We start from the raw sequence: 19539 nt of genomic DNA on the forward strand, positions 1-19539 counted from the left end.
AAGATGCAGAATAACACACATCAGGGTGCTTTTCTTGTCAAACCTTTCTTTTTTATTCTTATACTCTGGAGCTTTGCAGGCTTCAGAGTATCTGCTCAGACAGCTTTTAGTTTTGAGGATTTTAAAAGTTTGGTGCTCAAAAATCACCCCATGGTAAAGCAAGCGGATTTGTACCCACGCGATGCCGAAACCGAAATTATGCAAGCTAAAGGTCAGTTTGACCCCAAACTTAGCTCTACGCTCGATCGTAAAGCTTTGGGTGGAAGCGAGTATTATAATCGTTGGGAAAACGCCCTAAAAGTTCCTGTTTGGACAGGAACAGATTTAAAATTAGGATACGAAAATCGTACAGGTAAAAAACTTTTACCCGAAGAATCTCCCGAATTACTGGTAGCGGGCATCACTGTTCCTATTGGACAAGGGATGATTATCGATGCACGTCGTACCACTTTAAAACAGGCGCAATTGGCTAAGACAATTTCTGAAGCAGAACGATTGAAATTAATTAACAAAACCGTTTTGTCTGCTTCGAAAGCTTATTGGGAATGGTGGTTTAGCTATCAGCAATTGCAGTTTATTGAAGAGGGTTTGAATTTGGCAAATACTCGATATATAGCAACTAAAGAACGTGCTACCATTGGCGAACAAGCTGCGATTGACTCTGTGGAGGCAAAGATTACCTTGCAAGACCGTCAGGTAGCATTGGAGCAAGCTTATGTAGAGTTGCAAAACACTCGTTTGGCACTTTCTAATTTTTTGTGGGATGCCAACGAAAATCCATTAGAATTACCTGAGGGCGCAATTCCCCCAAAAATTCCGACCCGAAAACTTGATGAGGTTACTTTGCAAAACCTCATTACTCAGGCAAAAGTACAACACCCCGAAATTGTAAAGTTGGATGTCAAAATCAAACAATTGGGATTAGAGGAAAAACTTAGAAAGGAATTGTTGAAACCGCAATTGAATTTCAATTTTAACTTTATTACCAAAACCCTCAATAGCAATTACGGACCAGAGGGAGGTATTTCTTTTGATAATCATAAAATGGGTGTTGAATTTGTAATGCCAATTTTTTTACGAAAAGAAAGAGGTAAGCTCGAACAAGTTCGTATCAAGCAATTGTCGACAGGTTTTGAATACAACTTAGCAAAAAGAGAGGTCGTCAATGATATTTATGCGGCTTACAACGATGTAAAAAACCTTGAACGCCAGCTTTCTATTCAACAACAAGCGACCAGCAATCAGGAACTTTTACTGAAAGCTGAACAACGTAAGTTTGAAATAGGCGAAAGTACACTTTTCCTTATCAATTCTCGTGAAAGTAAGTTTATTGATATGAAAGTTAAGGTTGAATCATTGCGAAGTAAATACGAAAAAGCACTAGCAAGTTTAGCATATTACTCAGGTTTAAGTGAGTTATAGTCCAAAGCCCTACAGTTTAAGCTGTGGGGCTTTTTTTTGCCTTGCATTTATTCTAGTACTTTTGTGGTATGAACGCTCCTTTATTTAGTCCAGAAGAAATCCAGTTTATACAAGAACATCTCAACGATGAACCCAGCAAATTGATGTTGCAGGCGCGTCGTTATCCGCATTTGCCCATAGCCAAGTTGGTTCAGCAAATTCAAGCTCGCCAAAAAGCTCAGCATAAATTACCCGATTGGTATGCCAATGCCAACTTGATATTTCCTGCAAATCTTTCGGTAGAGCAATGCTCGTCGCAAGTGACGGCTCAATTCAAGGCAAGTTTAATTCAAGGAGAAAGTTTGGCTGATTTGACGGGAGGAATGGGAGTGGATACGGCTTATTTGGCACAAGGTTTTCAGAAAGCTTTTCATTTTGAGCAAAATCAGGAACTTCAAGAGATAGTGGCGTATAATTTTGAACAATTGGGCTTAAAACATATAGCCTTTGTGGGCGGTAATTCAATTGAATGGCTCAATGCGCAGGCTGTTGCTCAAACACATTTTTCTTGGATATATCTTGACCCACATCGTCGTGATGAAGCAGGAGGGAAGGTTTTTGCCTTGAGTGATTGCGAACCCGATGTAGTGAAATACCAAGACTTGCTTTTTCAATTTTCTGAAAATATTCTGATTAAAGCATCTCCTATGCTCGACCTCGACCAGTCTATTCGAGAATTGAAGTGTATCAAACAAATTTGGGTAATTTCGGTAGATAACGAAGTGAAGGAGGTTCTTTTTCACCTGAAATCAAACTATAGCGAAGCTCCAGTCATAACTTGCGTGGCGCTATATAAAAATCAGGATACTCAGACTTTGAGTTTTTACAAAGAAGAAGAAGCGCAAACCGCTCCGAGTATTGGTCAGCCCGCTCGTTACTTGTATGAACCTAATGTAGCATTATTAAAAGCAGGCGCTTTTAAGCTTCCTTGTAGTCGCTATGGATTACAAAAAATTGCATCTCATAGTCATTTATATACTTCAAAAGTTTTTCAGGCTGATTTTATAGGACGTTCTTTTGAAGTTCTGGCAGTGTGTAAACTTGATAAAAAAGCCATTGCTCCATTTATTTCGAATAATCAAGCCAATATTACCATCAGAAATTTTCCTTTAACAGTAAAACAAATCAGAGAAAAACTTAAAATTCAAGAAGGGGGGAATACCTATCTTTTTGCCACTACCGATGCCCAAGGGCAAAAAATCGTGATAGTTTGTCAAAAGGTGACTTCTTAAAGAGATATAAGTCTTATAGCTACCAAATACTCAAATAGTTGCTTGAAATCAAACCGAATAAGCGCTAAATTCGTTGGTAAGACACAATCAAAATTTTCGAAATCATGAAAAAACTTCTCATCTTATCCATCCTATTGTTCATTGGCAAATCTGGCTTTAGCCAGGTTTTTACTGGAACTCTCGAAGTTGACCGTGCCAATAAAGAAGGCTTATATACAACAGTATCAGTCGATGAAAAATATGTAAAAGAATCTTGGGCACAAGAATTGGCCAAATACGGGCGTGTAGAGGACGGCAGAAGTGGCGTATATCGCATAACAGGGGCTAATATCCCTAGTGTATCGAGTCTTCCATTAATGGTGGTCAGTAAAGTATTTTATGATAAGGGGCGTACTAAAATATTTGTTTCTTTTGGTTTCGAAGACCAAGTTTATATCAATGGCGGGCATTCTCAATACCCACAAGCTGAAAAGTTTCTCAACAACTTTGTTGATCTGATTACTCAACAAGAAAATGTAAGAATTCAACAAAAAGCCTTGGATGATGTCACTGAAAAGCAAAAGAAGTTTGCTAAATCAGGAGATAGACTGGTAAAGTCTATTGAAGACAACAAAAAAGAAAAGGAACGCCTTTTGAAAAGAATAGAAGAAAATGGTGTAGCGCTTGAAAAACTTCTTTCAGAAGTAGAACAAAACAAAAAAGATCAAATCAAAATTCAAGAAGAACTGGCCAATCAGCAGAAGAAATTAGAAGAGGCAAGAACAAAATTGCCAAAATAAGTCAAAGTGAAAAACTCCTAATCAAGTATGTTTTGATTAGGAGTTTTTTTTGTGACCCGTCCAAAAACTCCATTTAGCCGTCAAAAACTGCCGTCCGTTTATTTTCGTCTTGAGAATTCTGTAGCTCCACATAACTTTCGAACATCAAACAAGGCAAAACAGCAACATTATCCCAATAATTAACTAAATTAGGCTGTAACCTTTGATTTGAAACTAGCATCAAACCTCGTAACAATTAATACTTACTACCATGAACGAAAGACTTTATCGCAATCCTTCAAAAGCTACTTTGGGGGGTGTTTGTGCAGGACTCTCAGAAAGATTCGGAATAGAAACTGTAATTATACAACTGATATTTTTCTTCGGAACAGTGTTGTCACATGGCTTTTTCTTTTGGATGTATATCATCCTTTGGATAGCCTTACCAGTTAAAAATACTTGGGACACCACTGTAAACGATGCCACTGCTTTCAATTTTAATAAACCTGATATGAAAAAAGAATCAAATAAAATTTGGGGTGCCGTACTTATCGGCCTAGGCTTAGTTTTCTTCTTAGATGAATGGATCCCAAGCTTTGATATGCATAAATTATGGCCTTTGGTACTTATTGGTGTAGGTGGTTACATCATTTTCAAGGATAGAAAGTCAAATGGCAATAATGATAATTACGGTCAATTCTAATATTCAAAACCTTTAAGCCATGAACTCTAAAAATATATTTGCAGGAGGTTTTCTAATTATATTAGGTATCCTCTTCCTCGGAAAAGAATATGGGTGGTTTCATATCCACTGGCATGATATCGCTCGAATGTGGCCATTGCTATTGATCTACATGGGCTTGATGGCCTTCGTGGGCAAAACCAGCCGCTCAGCCACCGTAATTTCTATTATCATGATGGCTATTTTTATTCCATTGGTATTGGTCAAGAGTTGTGTTGATGATGTAAAGTCAGAAGTGTTTGATGGAGATAAAAATTTCCATTTAAGATTTGATGATGACAATGATAACAACGACGATAAGGACCAGAGTGAAGATAACAATAGAGATGATAATAACGATGATGAAAAATCTTTTGGCGCTGGTGGCAAGCAACATATCACCGAACCAATGAGCTCATCTATCAAAACTGCTAATTTTGAGTTGAATGGTGGAGCAGCAGAGTTTATTATCGACGGTGGGACTTCTGAGTTAGTAGAAGCAGATGCCGATCTTGATTTTGGAAAAATCTCTTTAGGAAAAACTGGAGATGGCGATAACCCTAACGTAAAATTCAAACTTTCTGGAAAAAAAGAAGGTATCAATTTTGACAGTGACCGTCATAATAAAGTTGATTTGAAATTCAACCCTAATGTGCTTTGGAACATGAAATTTGAATTCGGTGCTGGAAAAGCAGATTTCGATTTTTCATCATACCGTATCAAACAATTGGATATCAAAACAGGGGTAACCAAAACAGATATCAAATTGGGTGAATTGTCAGATAATATGATTGTTAACGTAGAGTCAGGACTTACTTCAATTGAGTTTGAGGTTCCCCAAAGTGTGGGTTGTCGAATCAAAGTAGATGGCGGATTAAATTCGAAAAACTTTGATGGTTTCACTAAGAGAGGTGACTATTGGGAATCTCCAAATTATGACAAGTCAAGCAAAAAAATCTTAATCAATTTTGAAGGTGGATTGCAAGATTTGAAAGTGAAAAGATACTAAGAATTGCTGAACCTTGATTTTTGATAACAATAAAAAGGAGCTCTCATTGATTTGAAGAGCTCCTTTTTACTTTATGAATATTACCCTTTATTTAATAGTTTGGCACAGTTCCACCAATACTGAATTTGTTGATTTTGGATGTAAAAAACATACCAATTTGTTATCAGCACCTTTTTTAGGCACCTCGTTCAATAATATAAAACCTTCTGATTTTAATCTCGTCATTTCGGATTCAATGTCCTCGACTTCAAAGGCAATATGGTGTATACCTTCGCCTTTTTTCTCAATGAATTTTGCTATAGGACTATCTGGATTCGTTGCTTCTAAAAGCTCAATTTTTGTTTGTCCTGTCTGGAAAAAAGAAGTTAAAACCCCTTCTGATTCTACGCCTTCTTGTTTATAGGGTTGTACGCCCAGTAATTTACTAAATAAGCTATTGGATTCAGTCAGGCTCTTCACTGCAATACCAATATGTTCTACGTGTTGCATCCTATGGTTTTGTTTTGATTTTCGATTAAACATTTATCTTTGACAAATATCTAAAAACTATTATTTGATAGCCACAAAACTATCTCAACTTAGCACAAATAGATTTATCAAACCTAAAATTGTTATAACTCTTTTGATAAATACCCACCAATAAGCGTAACAGAAAAGTGGGTTTGAGTAATTAAATTGTTGAAAGATAAGGTTTTGTATTGAAGGTTTCATGCTCATAATTCAATAATGTCGGTATGTCCAAACGTAAAAGAAATAACTCTCAAACAACATTAGGCACTTCACCTGGTACACTTACCTATGTAGGAGCGGACGTAAATTATGCTACCAAAATCACTTGGGTAGAATATAACAATGAAGAATATAAAGTATGTCAAATTCCACACTTTTCGGATTTGAATCAGCTAGAATTAAGTAAAAATAAAAGGCATTGGTTTAATATCGACGGTATTCACGAACCACAAGTGATTGCAACAATTGGTGAAATATTCAATTTGCATCCGCTTATTTTGGAGGATATCATGAATACTGAGCAAAAACCAAAATTTGAGTCTTACGAAGGAAATCAACTCTTTTTTACCTTCAAAATGCTCAATTATAATGCTTCTACACGAGAAATTGAAAGCGAGCATTTGAGTTTAGTTCTGATTGATAATTGTGTCCTTTCATTTCAGGAGGAACGTACCACCGATATTTTTCTACCTGTTCAAAATCGAATTGTGGCATCGGCAGGTAAAACTCGTAAGAATGGAGTCGACTACTTGATATATTGCCTAATAGACCTAGTCGTAGATAACTATTTTATGTGTTTAGACTGCCTTTCTGATGAGATAGAGCGTTTGGAGGAGGATATTATTCAAGATGCCAAACCGATCGCAATGCGAGAATTATATGGTTTGAAACGGGAAGAAATGGCATTGCGAAAATCTATTTATCCTTTGCGAGAAATGATAGCAACTGTCCTACGTGAGGACTACCCAAGTATTACGCATTATACTTCGCTATATTTTAGAGATGTACTCGATCATACTTCACAATTGATTGAAAATATTGATTCACATCGTGATTTGATTGCCTCCCTAATGGATTTGTATCTTTCGCAAGTGAGCAATAAAATGAACAATATTATGAAGGTGCTTACGGTCATTTCGGTCATTTTTATGCCTCTGACATTTGTGGCTGGTATTTATGGGATGAACTTTGATAATATGCCCGAATTGCACTGGAAATACAGTTACCCTGTTGTTTGGATCGTCATGATTGTCATGGTGATTTTAATGTTGATTGGGTTTAAACGAAAAGGTTGGCTGTAGTCTAGTAATAAATACTCATATTTGAGATTTGCTAAAAAACTGATTTTACTTAGTTGTAAAAAAAAGTTTTTTTATGTTTTTGAGCGATAATGCTATTTTTATAACCCTATTTTATTGAAAAATATACTTTTTTAACAAAAACAGGGTAAATATGAATCCTCTATCATTATCAAATTGTATTTTGACTCTGCGAATGGTTGATTTATGAAGTATTTAACTACAAAAAGTGCAATAAATAATTGCCATAAATCAAAAAATATTTTTTAAGGCAACTATGGGTGCAAAATCAATGTATTTTTTCAAAAAAATATTCATTTCTAAAAAAATAGGTTTTAAAATTCTATAAATCCTTTGAAAAAAGATAAAATTGAAGGCTTTGTGGGTTATTTTAGAAGATGTTGAAATTTTGTGAAGGAGTTTTAACTGCTTGATTTTCTGATACTTTAGTCGGATATTTGAATTATAAAATGGTCTAAGTAACCAATGGTTTAGATAATCACTAAAAATCATAGAAGAGTATGGAAAGCGTGTTTGCTTCGATTTTGTTAATCTCGGGTCGTCCGACTCAGCCATTCACTGGTGTACCTCCAGTGGTAATGGTTATATTTATGGTAGTTTCTGTTGCACTGATAGTATTAGGTTTAGTAATTTCTAGAAAGCGTCAATCATGGTTGGAGCATTCACAAATTACGGAAGGTGAAATCGTAGAGGTAAGTAAACGTTACGAGCGTAGTGACAAAATGGGTCAGTCGCCGATTTATTTTCCTGTTGTGTCTTTTAGCTTCAAAGGAAGAACTTTCAAAATTGAATCTGAGACTGGAATGCCAAGAATCAGTCAAGTGGGTGAAAAAGTTGAGGTTCGCTTTAATCCTGAAAACCCATACGATTCTACCTTGGGAACTTCGAGTATTCCTGGTACAAAACCTGGTTTATTCTTTGTTCTTGGGGCTTTGTTATTAGTTGCAAGCGCAATTCTAACAGCACATGCACAAATGCCAATTGCTCTTAAGTAATTAAGGTCTCCATAAAATAAAAAAAGGTGTTAGCGATAACACCTTTTTTTATGCAAGTATTTGCAATCTCATGCAAACTATAGTATTTCTACTGATTTTCCCTTGAAAGGTTGTAGTATTTTTTCATTTGGATTAAGGCTTGTCACCAGATAATCCAAATCGTCTACATCACATACTTTATAGTTTTCTACACGGTTCATTTTCTCCTCAATCACACAGCTTACTGTTTTTTTAGCAACGCTCATCATCTTTTGTTTGAGTAGAGATTCCTCATATTGTCTGATAGCTAATCCTTTTTGTGGATGGATACTGTTGATGCCCATGAAGTATAGATCGGCATTGATATGCTCCAAATCCTGCATGGTTTTACTTCCCAGAGTTATTTGGTACCGTTTATAAAATGAGCCACCAAGTAAGATCACTTCAATTTTGGGGTGCTCAGCCAATGCCGTTGCTAAATGAGGATTGTTTGTTACAACTGTGATTTCCAGACTTTTAGGGAGTTGTTCGGCAATATAAAAATTGGTTGTCCCTCCGTCCATCAATACGATAGAATGATTTTCTATCAGTTTTTGAGCCTTTTTGGTAATGATATTAAATTCATTGTTAGCAATACCCAAGCCACGACTTGCCTTCATTGATAAGTATGAGTTGGCAATAGCTCCCCCATGTACTTTTTTCAAAAGTCCTCGGTCTTCTAGCTCTATAACATCTCTCCTTACACTATCATACGAGACATTTAATAACTGCCCCAGCTCTACTAATGTTACTTTCTTGTCAGTTCCTAACTTTTCTAGAATTAGTTGTTGACGTTCTTCTTTAAGCATACCTTTAAACCTTTAATGGCCCACGCTTGCCCAAGATTGCAAGCACTTCTATTTTATTATAATAAGTGGTCAAATTTACAATTATTTCTTGCTAATATCCTAGAGTGGAAAGTTTTTTTTCGCAAAACTTTGAAAAAAGGTCTCAAACTGTTGCAATTTTTTGCAAATTTACTTGCAATAGTTTGAAAAGTTTTTTATATCTTTGTCTTGTAAAAAATTAACCATTTTTATATCTTTAGAGAATAATTAGTATTAATAATTGGATAGTAAGAATAATGTTCTGAAGGGTTATTAAAAAACGGTGACAGCTCTGCTGACACCGTTTTTCTTTTTTTATTACACTTGAAAGAAAACTCGCTTGACTCGTTCACTTACATTGGTCAAAATTTCATAAGGAATAGTATCTATTTTTTGAGCCAGCTCGATGATCGATAAGTCTTTCCCAAAAATAATGACTTCATCTCCTTCCTGTACATTTGGCACATCGGTTACATCTATCATACACATATCCATACAGATATTACCTATCACCTTACAGCGAACTCCGTGTACTAGCACTTCGCCATTGCCGCGACTAAATCCTCTGTCAAAACCATCTGCATAGCCAATAGCAATTGTGGCTGTTTTAGTTTTTCGATTAAGGATTCCTTTGCGACTGTAGCCTACAGTTTCGTTGGCATCAACTGTTTTTATTTGGGAAATAACCGTTTTGAGCGTACCCACGGTTTGTAATTGCGCTTGGTCTTCGGGGGTAGCAGCTACGCCATATAGCCCAATTCCCAAACGCACCATATCCAAACGTGCTTCAGGAAAACGTGCTATTCCTGCTGAATTGGCAAGATGTCTTGAAGGAAAATAACCAATTGCTTCAGAAATCTCGTTTGCCATCTCGGTATAAAGCGCTGCTTGATTTCTGGTAAAATCATCATGTTCGGCACCGTCTGCACCAACCAAATGACTAAAAATGGTCGACACCCAAAGGTTGGGATTACAGGTTAGTACTTCTAATAGAGCAGGCAATTCGTGCTTTTCAAAGCCCAAGCGGTGCATTCCTGTATCGAGCTTGATGTGTATTTTGGCAGTTAAATGATGTTCATCGATATATTCTGAAAATTCCCTTAATATGCGTTTACTATAAATTTCGGGTTCAAGATTATATTGAATAATTTGCTCAAAATCGTTGGGAGAGGGGTTCATAACCATAATAGGTAAATAAACGCCATTTTGTCTTAAAGCTACACCTTCGTCTGCATAGGCTACCGTTAGATAATCTACGCCATGAAACTGTAATAGATTGGCAACTTCAGTACTTCCTGCACCATAGGCGAAGGCCTTCACCATTACCATAATTTTGGTTTGTTGACCAATTTTATCTCTGTAGTAATTGAGGTTGTGCGTGATAGCATCCAAATTGATTTCGAGAATAGTGCCGTGGGTTTTCTTGACCAATTTACTGACTACCTGTTCGAAGCCGAATTTGCGTGCCCCTTTGACCAAAATAACACTATCTTTGATTTCTTTGATGAGCCTACTTTCAAGAAAATCTTGGGTAGTTCTGAAAAAATGTAGCGCTCCTTCGTGCACTCCATTTTTGGCAGGAATTGAAAACAAACCACAGTTACGGGTAATAATTTCGCCAATCCCAATGACCATATCCAAATGTTTGGCCTTGACCAAATGTGCAATATGTTTGTAAAGTTCGCTTTCGACAACTCCCGTTTCAAGCAAATCGCTCAAAATCAATACTTTTGTTTCTCTTTGCTTTTGCTGATTAAGAAAGTTGAGTGCGATTGTCAAACCTGCTAAATCGTTATTGTAGGTATCGTCAATTAAGTAATTTCCTCTGACTCCTTGTTTCATTTCAAGTCGCATCGAAATGGGACGAAGGATTTGCAGACGAGCTTGAATCTCTAGTTCATTATAACCCAAATGAATCATAGAAACAATGCAATGAATCGCATTCTCAATAGAGGCTTCGTCTGTGAACGGGACATCGAGTTTCATCGCATGTCCACCTTGAAATGGTAAATCCTCTTTTTCAGTATCGGGGTCGTCTAGCTGAAGCGTAACCAAGGTATTTTGAAGTCCGACCTCCCAATCAACCCTAATACCAAATGGTAAAACTCGTGACCATGAAAGGATTTTGCATGAAGGATTTTCAAAAATGAATTCCTTTTTTACGATCTCGTCAATCTCAACGTAATCAGAGCAGTATATTAAAGTTTTGGACTGTTGAAACAGCTTCATTTTCTCTCGAATTTTTTGACTTGTTTCAGTAAAAAACTCATTGTGAGCTGTACCAATGTTTGTGAAAATGCCGATGGTTGGTTGAATGACTTTTTGCAAAGCCTCCATTTCCTCTGGACGAGAAATTCCTGCTTCGAATATTGCCAACGTATGCGCTTTATTCATTTGCCATACCGACAAAGGCACACCAATCTGCGAATTATAGCTTTTAGGACTTTTGACAATCTGAAAACGATTAGCTAATAACTGTGATAACCATTCTTTTACGACTGTTTTACCATTACTCCCTGTTACTCCAATGACAGGAATAGTAAACTGAGCGCGGTGCTGTGCAGCCACTTCTTGCATAGATAAAATGCTATCTTCTACTTGCCAAACCTTTGCCTCTGGCATTTGAGAAAGTTCTCGCATGACACCTATATTACAAGCTGATTTTTCGACCACAAATTCACGAACGCCTTTACGGTATAAATCGTCGAGATACTGATGTCCATCATGATGAAGCCCCTTTATGGCAAAGAAAATAGAAGAACTTGGAGATGAAAGCTGGCGACTGTCATTCAGCAAATATTGGGCGTGGGTGCTAATGGGGGCTGTTTGAAATTTCATTCTACAAAATATCCAAAAATATTGAGGGATTTATGATTGAGCCTGAGAGAGATTTCAATAAATCTATTTAGAAAAATCCACCCGAAAGTATCACTTTTAGCGCAATCCATCATTAAATCCTTATGAAATAGAAACAAAAAAAGTGAGGTAAAAATTACCTCACTTATCTTAATTTTATATTAGAAAAAGCTAAGTGGCTTATGATAAAGCAGCTACACCTGGCAAAACTTTTCCTTCCATGTATTCTAACAATGCACCACCACCTGTAGATACGTAAGATACGCGGTCACCATAACCAGCGTTGTTTACAGCCGAAGCTGAGTCACCACCACCGATTAATGAGAATGCACCGTTTTCTTCAGTAGCTTTTACCACTGCATCAGCGATAGCGTTTGTACCGATAGCAAAGTTAGGGAATTCAAATACACCCATTGGACCATTCCAAAGAACTGTTTTAGAGCTAGCAATTACTTCGCTAAACAATTTCACAGACTCAGGACCGATGTCAAGACCTTCCCAGCCATCAGGAATTTCGCCACGATTTACGATTTGACGGTTAGCGTCATTACTAAAGTTATCAGCACAAGTATTATCTAATGGCATATAGATTTTTACACCTTTAGCTTCTGCTTTTTCCAACAATGATTTCGCTAATTCTACTTTATCTGGCTCGTTGATAGACTTACCAATTTTGCCACCTTCAGCCAAAGAGAAAGTATAAGTCATACCACCACCGATGATCAGGTTGTCTACTTTGTCTAAAAGACGTTCGATAATCAAGATTTTATCAGAAATTTTAGAACCACCCATGATTGCTGTGAATGGACGCTCAGCGCTTTCTAAAATTTTGTTAGCATTTTCGATTTCAGCCAACATCACATAACCACATACGCGGTCTTCGAAGAATTGACCAACTACAGCCGTCGAAGCGTGTGCACGGTGAGCAGTACCAAAGGCATCATTTACCCAAACATCGCCCAATTTTGACAATTTTTCAGCAAACTCAACATTTCCTTTTTCTTCTTCTTTGTAAAAACGAAGGTTTTCCAACAAAAGGATTTCACCTGCTTGCAATTCAGCAGCTTGATCGATAGCCGATTGTCCGATACAGTCGTCAGCAAATTTCACCTTGCGACCAAATACTACTGACAATGGATTTACTAAGTGCTTCAATGAATATTTTTCAGTTGGACCGTCTTTTGGTCTTCCCAAGTGTGACATCAAGATAACCGAACCACCATCATTAAGGATTTTGGTGATTGTAGGAATAGTTGCCTTAATACGAGTATCATCAGTGATTTCGAAACGTTCGTTCAATGGAACGTTAAAATCAACACGAACTAACGCACGCTTGCCTGCAAAATTGAAGGAATTGACAGTCTTCATTTTTTTTCTTATGTTAATAGTTGTTTATTATTGGGAGATTTGTGAATCAACAAAGAAAAATTACGAAACGTCTAGTTATTTCAAAATAATATTACGTGAAATTAATAATTTGTAAAATTATTATAATCTTGATGCTTCGTTGACTTTCCTTTAAAAATCTTCGTGGCAAATATACATTTTTCAAGAATAATTCACGAAAAAACACAATCATTTGAGTATTTTTAATTAGAAATTATGCAATAAGTTACATTTTTTACAAGAATATTTAAATAATACAAAGTCGAGCTTCGGTATTTGTACTATTTTGACTAAAACCTTTCATGTATTCTTCTTTCCTGAATTATTCGAGCATTAAATCCGTTCTGTTATAGCAAATATTACTTTTGAAGCTCAATACAATTTTATGATACCAATCGAGAAAAAAGAACTTCCTCCTAAATACTATTTAACCTATTTTCAGTATTTGTTGGATTTTGTCAAACAGAAATATGCCCTCATTCTCAATGAGCAAGAAAATGCTTTTATTCAGGCATTTGAAGCGCTCAGCGAAGATGAACAATGTTTATATATTCGTTTCTCAAATCGTAGGGGTTCGTTTTTCAAAACTGATAAATTGAAATATTCAGAAATCGAAAATATTGATACCACGCTGGATACCTTAATCACTAAAAACTTTTTATCTGGGCTTAGTCATGAGCATATTGCTTGGGTAGGAAATGTTTTGGATATTCTTAACAAGACTGAGCTGATTCAGTTAGCCAAAATGTTGAATTTGGATGTTAAGGGTAAAAATGGCCTTAAAAAAGAGGAGCTCCTCGACTGGCTTTTAGAATCAGCTACTTTTGATGAAATGGTGGCGTGGCTCAATCCCGAAATCGCCGAAAAACCTGCTATTATAAAAGTCAATTATGAGGAAGAAGTACAAATGCTCAAGTTCTTATTCTTCGGAAGTCGTTATGGCGATATGACCGAATTTGTGGTGCGAGATTTAGGCTTTCAAACTTATGAGCACTACGATATGGATCAATTGGTTCCACATTTTCAGAGTCGACAAGAGGCGGAGGATAAATTCAAAGTGAGTTTGGCGAGAGAAGATTTTTATGAAATGCAGGAGCAAAACATAGCGCCAGAGGAAATATATCATTGGTTTATGACTTGGACAGAAAAGCATAAGGAATCACTTTCTGAGATAGCCCAGCCCAGCTATGCAAGATTTGCTTTGAAAGTGGGGAGTTATTTTGAAAAGGCCAAATTTCCAGATCTAGCCTTGCCTGTATTTAGACTCACGCCAGAGCCTCCTTCCAGAGAAAGACAAGTACGTATTTTGCACAAAATCAAAAATAATGAGGAGGCACAAGCCTTGTGTGAGCAAATTCTTTCGGAGCCACTAAATGCGGATGAACAGTTTTTTGCCCTTGATTTTTTTAATAAGCTAGAAGCACAAAATGCTAAGAAAAAGGCTAAAAAAGCGGTAACTGATAAGCTCCAAAAAGCAGACGTTTTGGCATTAGATAAATCATGGCAACGCCAAGTTGAGTTTGGAGTAATAGACCATTATGAAAAACTGAACAAGAAAGCTGCTTTCACAGAAAATCACCTTTGGAGAAGTTTGTTTGGCTTACTTTTTTGGGATATTATTTTTGATACAGAAAGCATGGCTATTCATCATCCACTTCAACGCTCGCCTTCAGATTTGTTTAAACCAACATTTTTTGAAAAGCGTAGGCAAAAGATGGAAGAGCGTCTCGAAATATTGGAAGATCCCGACACTTGGAATGTCTTTTTGAATCGAGTTTTCTTTGAAAAATATGGTATTACCAATCCCTTGGTAGACTGGTACGGAGGCTTATTTCCTTTAGTGATTACTTTATTAGAACGTCTTTCGAGTGAGCAAGTGAAGGCTGTGATGCTGGAGATGGCTCGCAATCTTCGTGAAAATGTCAGAGGCTTTCCCGACCTTTTTATTTGGGACGATGGCGACTATCAATTTATAGAAGTAAAGTCACCGACCGATAGTCTTTCCAACCAGCAACTCTATTGGTTAGGGTTTTTTGAGAGCATAAATTTGAGAGCTAAGGTTCTCCGAATAGAATGGAAAAAGTCTGATACAGAGTTAATAACTGCTTAATCTACGGTTTAATAACACGGAAAAGTGTTATTTTTTCTTGGATAAAATATAATAAAATCTTAACAAATTCTTATTTTTTGTACATTTTCAAGATTATGAGCTTGTTCTGTTATATAGAAGATTTCTAGTTTTGATTATTCGAAGAATCTGCAAAATGAGCTTGGATATATCAAATTAATCTTCTAAATTCATTCTAAGGAAATCGCTCAATAATGTACTTCAGTCCTGTGAAAGAATGGGGCTTTTACATAACATAAGTTTGGAGTCTGAGGAGTTAGCCTTTTGATGAAAGTATCGTAACGCTAGTTCCCAACTCCAAGCTTGAGCAAATTTCTACTCAACGTCATTGGCACATCATACCAGATATACAAAAACTGTTCAGCCTTATATTTTATACACTAAAATTAAGCAGTGCCTCGTTGAGAGATAAATTATCTTTTAACCTTAAACTAGAGTGCGTATGAAATTACAGGTGCATTCAATTCACTTCGACGCAGACAAGAAGTTGTTGGAGTTTATCCAATCTAAGTTGAATAAGTTGGATACGTTTTACGACAAAATCACCGGTGGGGAAGTTTTCCTCCGACTCGATAAAGGGGACAGTACGAAGGTCAGAAGTAAAACGTTAGAAGTGAAAATCAATTTGCCGGGTGCTACACTATTTGTGAGGGAGATGGCTACTACCTTCGAAGAAGCAATGGATATTGCAATCGAAGCGTTGAAAGTTCAATTAAAAAGGTTCAAAGAAAAAGCGCAAGAAAAGTCTTTAGGCAGTCGCCAAGTTCTGATGAATTTGTCAATGGCTTCTGAAAGCTAAATATTAAAAGCCCAAGTGAAAGCTTGGGCTATTTTTTTGTACTTAGTAAAAGCTTTTATTTTTTTCCACTAAAGAAAGCATTGAAAAAGTAAAAATGATTTCGTACCGATACCGACCAATATTTCCAATTGTGAGCTCCTGGGCGTTCGGTATATTCGTGAGGAATTTTATTATCCATGAGCTTTTGGTGTAAAGCACGATTAACGCCAATGAAGAAATCATCAATTCCACAGTCAATCAAAATCGTTTGAGCTGGCGTAAAGGTTTGATTGATTACAGCATTTTTTTCCCATACAGCTTTATTCTCTTCATATTTTCCGAGTCGACCTTTGATATTCCAATTATTTGGAAAAGGAGCGATATCAACCCCTCCACTCATACTTGCCATTGCGCCAAACAACTCAGGATGGCGAGTGCCCAGATACAATGCGCCATGTCCGCCCATACTCAAACCTGTGATAGCTCGTCCATTGGGTTCGGCCTTGGTTTTGAACTTACTGTCAACAAATGGGATGAGTTCTTTTGAAATATAGGATTCGTACTGATAAGTTGGTTCGATAGGACTGTCGAAATACCAGCTATCGTAACCGCCATCTACGCAAACGGCAATTATTTGATATTGGTCTACGAGCTGTTGGAAGTCGGGAGAGGATTCTACCCATGAACGATGATTACCGCTGTAGCCATGAAGGAAATAAATCACTGGGAAATGTTTGTCACCAGATGTCGTATAGGCTTGAGGAGTTACCACTACAATCGGGCTTTTCTTTTTCAAAAACTGACTATTTACCTGAATCGTATCGGTAGCACCAAATCCAATAAATTGGACAAATAGCAACAGGAAAAATAATGTACTTTTTTTCATAGATAGTTAGAAATAAGATGATGGAGTTGTTTCTTCAATAGATTTTTGGAAACAAAAATAGCTTAAATTTTATACAAAACAGATTTTGCAAATTTCTCGTTTGGATATATCCAACAGCATTCAAAAAGATAGCTCCAGCAATATGTTACTCGATTCGTTTTTTTGCGGATAGATAGGGATAAGAATTTATGGCAGAATCTGTTAATTTGATAAGAGTCCATAACTAAACCTTATGGATAGATCAGCTATTTTAAACCCAATTGATTAACTATGAAAAGGCGTTCCGCTATCAAAAACCTCTCAATGGCTGTAGGTGTGGCTATTTCTTGGCCTTCTTGGGCTCAAGCTTGGACACCCGAAAGTCTCCCTCAAACGGTTCAACCAATTCTTTCTGGCTCGCTCGATTTATTGGGCGAAGTGGTAGAAACCATCATTCCTGAATCATCAACGCCTGGTGCAAAATCCTTGAAAGTTCATGTATTAGTCGACCGAATGATTCGTGACTGCTATGGTCCAGAAGCCCAACAGACGTATGCACAAGGATTAAATTTATGTAATGACTTTTCGGAAAAAATGAATCAAAAACCTTTTTCACAAGCGTCAAAAACTGAACGAGAAAAAGTCTTAAAAGAAATGTCTGTTTCAGAGAATCCTGTCGCTAAGGGTTTTATTACACTTGTGAAAAATCTGACGATTAGAGGATATATGAACTCAGAGTATGTCATGACCAATATCCTACATTTCAATATGGCTCCGGGCTATTATCATGGTTGTGTTCCTGTAAAATAGTTGTTTTTGAAAAGCATATTCTTGTTATCTCTCCCCAATTTATTATCCGAAAAATCAATGTCATACTTTAATATAGATTCAATCAAAGAAAGAACTTTCGATGCCATTGTGGTTGGCTCAGGAATAAGCGGTGGCTGGGCAGCCAAAGAACTAAGTGAAAAAGGGCTCAAAACCTTAGTGCTTGAGCGTGGTCGTGATGTCAAACACGTAACCGATTATCCAACAACCATGATGAATCCTTGGGAGTTTGAGCATCTTAATCAGATACCAAAAGCCGTCAAAGATGCTAATCCTATTGTGAGCAGATGTTATGCTTTTAACGAAGATGCAGCCCATTTTTTTGTCAAAGACAATGAACATCCTTATGTTCAAGAAAAACCATTTGACTGGATTCGTGGCTATCAAGTAGGAGGCAAGTCACTGATGTGGGCACGTGGTACACAACGTTGGTCACAATATGATTTTGATGGACCAGCCCGAGATGGTTTTGCCGTAGAATGGCCAATAAGCTATAATGAGTTAGCACCTTGGTATAGTCATGTCGAGAAATTTGCAGGAATTAGTGGCAACAAAGACGGTTTGTCTCAATTGCCTGATGGAGAGTTTTTGCCACCACACGAACAGTCTTGTGTTGAGAAACATTTTTCTCAACAAATGGCGAAACATTACAACAATACTCGTCCTGTGATTATTGGTCGTTGTGCGCATTTGACCAAGCCTCAACCGATTCACTTGAAGCAAGGAAGAGGTCAGTGTCAAAATCGTTCGTTATGTCAAAGAGGATGCCCTTATGGTGGTTATTTTAGTAGTAACTCATCAACGATTCCTTGGGCGCTCAATACGGGTAATATGACCTTACGACCAGATTCGGTGGTACATTCTATTATTTTTGATGAGCAAAAAAACAAGGCAACAGGAGTAAGAGTAATAGATGCCCATACTAAACAAATGACAGAGTATTATGCCAAAATTATTTTTGTGAATGCTGCCTGCTTAAATACCAACTTGGTATTACTCAATTCGGTGTCGAGTCGTTTTCCAAATGGATTAGGGAATGATAATGGCTTGTTGGGTAAATACATTGCGTTTCATAATTTTAGGACGACTATTACCGCAGAGTACGAAGGTTTTAAAGATACTATGTCAGACGGTATCAGACCGAATGGTAGTTATATTCCACGTTTTAGAAATGTACAAAAGCAAGAGACAGATTTCTTGAGAGGCTATGCCGCAGGTTTTGGTTCAAGCAGAAACATAGCGTATGATACCAGTGGGTTTGGTGACGATTTGAAAGCTAGTTTAAATCAAAGGAACTATGGGAACTGGCAAGTAGGCTCGCACATGATGGGCGAAACGATTCCGAAAGAAAGTAATTATGTGGCTTTGGATAAAACGCTAAAAGATGCTTGGGGAATACCGCAATTGCGTATTTCAGTAGGATATGATGATAATGATGAAAAAATGATTCGTGATTTTCATGAGCAAATGACTGAAATGCTAACAGTTTCTGGTTTTATGAATATCAAGACTCATGATAAACCCGACAAAGCGCCTGGCTTAGATATTCACGAAATGGGTGGGGTTCGTATGGGTAAAGATCCGAAAACTTCTTTGTTGAACAAATGGAATCAGCTTCATCATTGTAAAAATGTATTTGTGACAGATGGGGCTTGTATGACGTCGGTTTCTACACAAAATCCTTCTCTAACTTTTATGGCAATTACAGCAAGAGCGGCAAATTTTGCGGTGGCTGAATTGAAAAAGAAAAATTTGTAGAACTAATGTATCATTCTTGGCAAAGGAGCTAATGTTTTTTATCAGAAAAAATAGATTTTTGCCACAGGACGATTAAATTGTATTAAGAAA

16 protein-coding genes are annotated in these 19539 nt (G+C 37.0%); 11 read left to right on the forward strand and 5 right to left on the reverse strand.

Going from position 1 to position 19539, the window contains the following annotated elements; translation table 11 throughout:
• Positions 1 to 3 precede the first annotated feature (3 nt).
• From QM524_RS06130 to QM524_RS06150, 5 genes are all read left to right on the forward strand, one after another.
• Positions 4 to 1422, forward strand: a complete 1419-nt coding sequence (locus tag QM524_RS06130) for a TolC family protein (RefSeq protein ID WP_283343899.1) — start codon at positions 4 to 6, stop codon at positions 1420 to 1422.
• A gap of 68 nt (positions 1423 to 1490) precedes the next feature.
• Positions 1491 to 2693 carry a THUMP-like domain-containing protein gene (locus QM524_RS06135; RefSeq protein WP_283343900.1) on the forward strand — a complete coding sequence of 401 codons (1203 nt, stop codon included), beginning with the start codon at positions 1491 to 1493 and terminating at the stop codon, positions 2691 to 2693.
• A gap of 104 nt (positions 2694 to 2797) precedes the next feature.
• Positions 2798 to 3472 (forward strand): hypothetical protein, encoded by a 675-nt coding sequence (locus tag QM524_RS06140; RefSeq protein ID WP_095160841.1) that lies wholly within the window; start codon positions 2798 to 2800, stop codon positions 3470 to 3472.
• A 250-nt stretch (positions 3473 to 3722) separates the two neighbouring features.
• Positions 3723 to 4154, forward strand: coding sequence for a PspC domain-containing protein (locus QM524_RS06145; protein ID WP_095160840.1), 432 nt, complete (start codon positions 3723 to 3725; stop codon positions 4152 to 4154).
• A gap of 19 nt (positions 4155 to 4173) precedes the next feature.
• Entirely contained in the window at positions 4174 to 5181 is a 1008-nt protein-coding gene (locus QM524_RS06150; protein ID WP_095160839.1) for a LiaI-LiaF-like domain-containing protein, read from the forward strand.
• An 87-nt stretch (positions 5182 to 5268) separates the two neighbouring features.
• Here the strand turns inward: QM524_RS06150 and mce are convergent, their stop codons facing one another.
• Complete coding sequence (gene mce / locus QM524_RS06155; RefSeq protein WP_283343901.1) at positions 5269 to 5670, reverse strand: methylmalonyl-CoA epimerase; 402 nt, start codon at positions 5668 to 5670, stop codon at positions 5269 to 5271.
• Between the two features lie 245 nt (positions 5671 to 5915).
• On the opposite strand from mce, the gene corA reads away from it, so the two are divergent.
• A complete protein-coding gene (gene corA / locus QM524_RS06160; protein WP_283343902.1) occupies positions 5916 to 6992 on the forward strand; it encodes a magnesium/cobalt transporter CorA in 1077 nt (358 codons plus the stop codon).
• Positions 6993 to 7510: 518 nt separating this feature from the next.
• A complete protein-coding gene (locus QM524_RS06165) occupies positions 7511 to 8005 on the forward strand; it encodes a DUF3592 domain-containing protein (protein WP_283326170.1) in 495 nt (164 codons plus the stop codon).
• Positions 8006 to 8082: 77 nt separating this feature from the next.
• Here QM524_RS06165 and QM524_RS06170 read toward each other — a convergent pair whose 3' ends face one another.
• From QM524_RS06170 to QM524_RS06180, 3 genes are all read right to left on the reverse strand, one after another.
• On the reverse strand, positions 8083 to 8832 hold the full coding sequence (locus QM524_RS06170) for a DeoR/GlpR family DNA-binding transcription regulator (protein WP_095160835.1): 750 nt from the start codon (positions 8830 to 8832) through the stop codon (positions 8083 to 8085).
• Positions 8833 to 9168: 336 nt separating this feature from the next.
• Positions 9169 to 11688 carry a bifunctional UDP-N-acetylmuramoyl-tripeptide:D-alanyl-D-alanine ligase/alanine racemase gene (locus QM524_RS06175; RefSeq protein ID WP_283343903.1) on the reverse strand — a complete coding sequence of 840 codons (2520 nt, stop codon included), beginning with the start codon at positions 11686 to 11688 and terminating at the stop codon, positions 9169 to 9171.
• 198 nt (positions 11689 to 11886) lie between these two features.
• Complete coding sequence (locus QM524_RS06180; RefSeq protein WP_283343904.1) at positions 11887 to 13074, reverse strand: phosphoglycerate kinase; 1188 nt, start codon at positions 13072 to 13074, stop codon at positions 11887 to 11889.
• 403 nt (positions 13075 to 13477) lie between these two features.
• Here QM524_RS06180 and QM524_RS06185 point away from each other — a divergent pair, with 403 nt between their 5' ends.
• Complete coding sequence (locus tag QM524_RS06185) at positions 13478 to 15202, forward strand: VRR-NUC domain-containing protein (RefSeq protein ID WP_283343905.1); 1725 nt, start codon at positions 13478 to 13480, stop codon at positions 15200 to 15202.
• 460 nt (positions 15203 to 15662) lie between these two features.
• Positions 15663 to 16019, forward strand: a complete 357-nt coding sequence (gene hpf, locus QM524_RS06190) for a ribosome hibernation-promoting factor, HPF/YfiA family (protein ID WP_095160830.1) — start codon at positions 15663 to 15665, stop codon at positions 16017 to 16019.
• A gap of 55 nt (positions 16020 to 16074) precedes the next feature.
• Here the strand turns inward: hpf and QM524_RS06195 are convergent, their stop codons facing one another.
• A complete protein-coding gene (locus QM524_RS06195; RefSeq protein ID WP_283343906.1) occupies positions 16075 to 16884 on the reverse strand; it encodes an alpha/beta hydrolase in 810 nt (269 codons plus the stop codon).
• Positions 16885 to 17154: 270 nt separating this feature from the next.
• On the opposite strand from QM524_RS06195, the gene QM524_RS06200 reads away from it, so the two are divergent.
• Together QM524_RS06200 and QM524_RS06205 are read left to right on the forward strand one after the other, a co-directional pair.
• Positions 17155 to 17673, forward strand: a complete 519-nt coding sequence (locus QM524_RS06200) for a gluconate 2-dehydrogenase subunit 3 family protein (protein WP_283343907.1) — start codon at positions 17155 to 17157, stop codon at positions 17671 to 17673.
• A gap of 57 nt (positions 17674 to 17730) precedes the next feature.
• On the forward strand, positions 17731 to 19449 hold the full coding sequence (locus QM524_RS06205) for a GMC oxidoreductase (RefSeq protein ID WP_283343908.1): 1719 nt from the start codon (positions 17731 to 17733) through the stop codon (positions 19447 to 19449).
• Positions 19450 to 19539 lie beyond the last annotated feature (90 nt).

The sequence above is a fragment of the Flectobacillus roseus genome (genome assembly GCF_030056595.1).
In the GTDB taxonomy this organism is placed as follows: Bacteria; Bacteroidota; Bacteroidia; order Cytophagales; family Spirosomataceae; genus Flectobacillus; species Flectobacillus roseus.

What these genes read in the sequence shown, in the direction of transcription:
- QM524_RS06200 (WP_283343907.1), top strand. Translation starts at nt 17,155, where the DNA reads ATGAAAAGGCGTTCCGCTATCAAAAACCTCTCAATGGCTGTAGGTGTG.
- QM524_RS06205 (WP_283343908.1), top strand. Translation starts at nt 17,731, where the DNA reads ATGTCATACTTTAATATAGATTCAATCAAAGAAAGAACTTTCGATGCC.
- mce (WP_283343901.1), bottom strand. Translation starts at nt 5,670, where the DNA reads ATGCAACACGTAGAACATATTGGTATTGCAGTGAAGAGCCTGACTGAA.
- QM524_RS06180 (WP_283343904.1), bottom strand. Translation starts at nt 13,074, where the DNA reads ATGAAGACTGTCAATTCCTTCAATTTTGCAGGCAAGCGTGCGTTAGTT.
- QM524_RS06170 (WP_095160835.1), bottom strand. Translation starts at nt 8,832, where the DNA reads ATGCTTAAAGAAGAACGTCAACAACTAATTCTAGAAAAGTTAGGAACT.
- QM524_RS06150 (WP_095160839.1), top strand. Translation starts at nt 4,174, where the DNA reads ATGAACTCTAAAAATATATTTGCAGGAGGTTTTCTAATTATATTAGGT.
- QM524_RS06135 (WP_283343900.1), top strand. Translation starts at nt 1,491, where the DNA reads ATGAACGCTCCTTTATTTAGTCCAGAAGAAATCCAGTTTATACAAGAA.
- QM524_RS06145 (WP_095160840.1), top strand. Translation starts at nt 3,723, where the DNA reads ATGAACGAAAGACTTTATCGCAATCCTTCAAAAGCTACTTTGGGGGGT.
- QM524_RS06175 (WP_283343903.1), bottom strand. Translation starts at nt 11,688, where the DNA reads ATGAAATTTCAAACAGCCCCCATTAGCACCCACGCCCAATATTTGCTG.
- QM524_RS06165 (WP_283326170.1), top strand. Translation starts at nt 7,511, where the DNA reads ATGGAAAGCGTGTTTGCTTCGATTTTGTTAATCTCGGGTCGTCCGACT.
- hpf (WP_095160830.1), top strand. Translation starts at nt 15,663, where the DNA reads ATGAAATTACAGGTGCATTCAATTCACTTCGACGCAGACAAGAAGTTG.
- corA (WP_283343902.1), top strand. Translation starts at nt 5,916, where the DNA reads ATGTCCAAACGTAAAAGAAATAACTCTCAAACAACATTAGGCACTTCA.
- QM524_RS06195 (WP_283343906.1), bottom strand. Translation starts at nt 16,884, where the DNA reads ATGAAAAAAAGTACATTATTTTTCCTGTTGCTATTTGTCCAATTTATT.
- QM524_RS06130 (WP_283343899.1), top strand. Translation starts at nt 4, where the DNA reads ATGCAGAATAACACACATCAGGGTGCTTTTCTTGTCAAACCTTTCTTT.
- QM524_RS06185 (WP_283343905.1), top strand. Translation starts at nt 13,478, where the DNA reads ATGATACCAATCGAGAAAAAAGAACTTCCTCCTAAATACTATTTAACC.
- QM524_RS06140 (WP_095160841.1), top strand. Translation starts at nt 2,798, where the DNA reads ATGAAAAAACTTCTCATCTTATCCATCCTATTGTTCATTGGCAAATCT.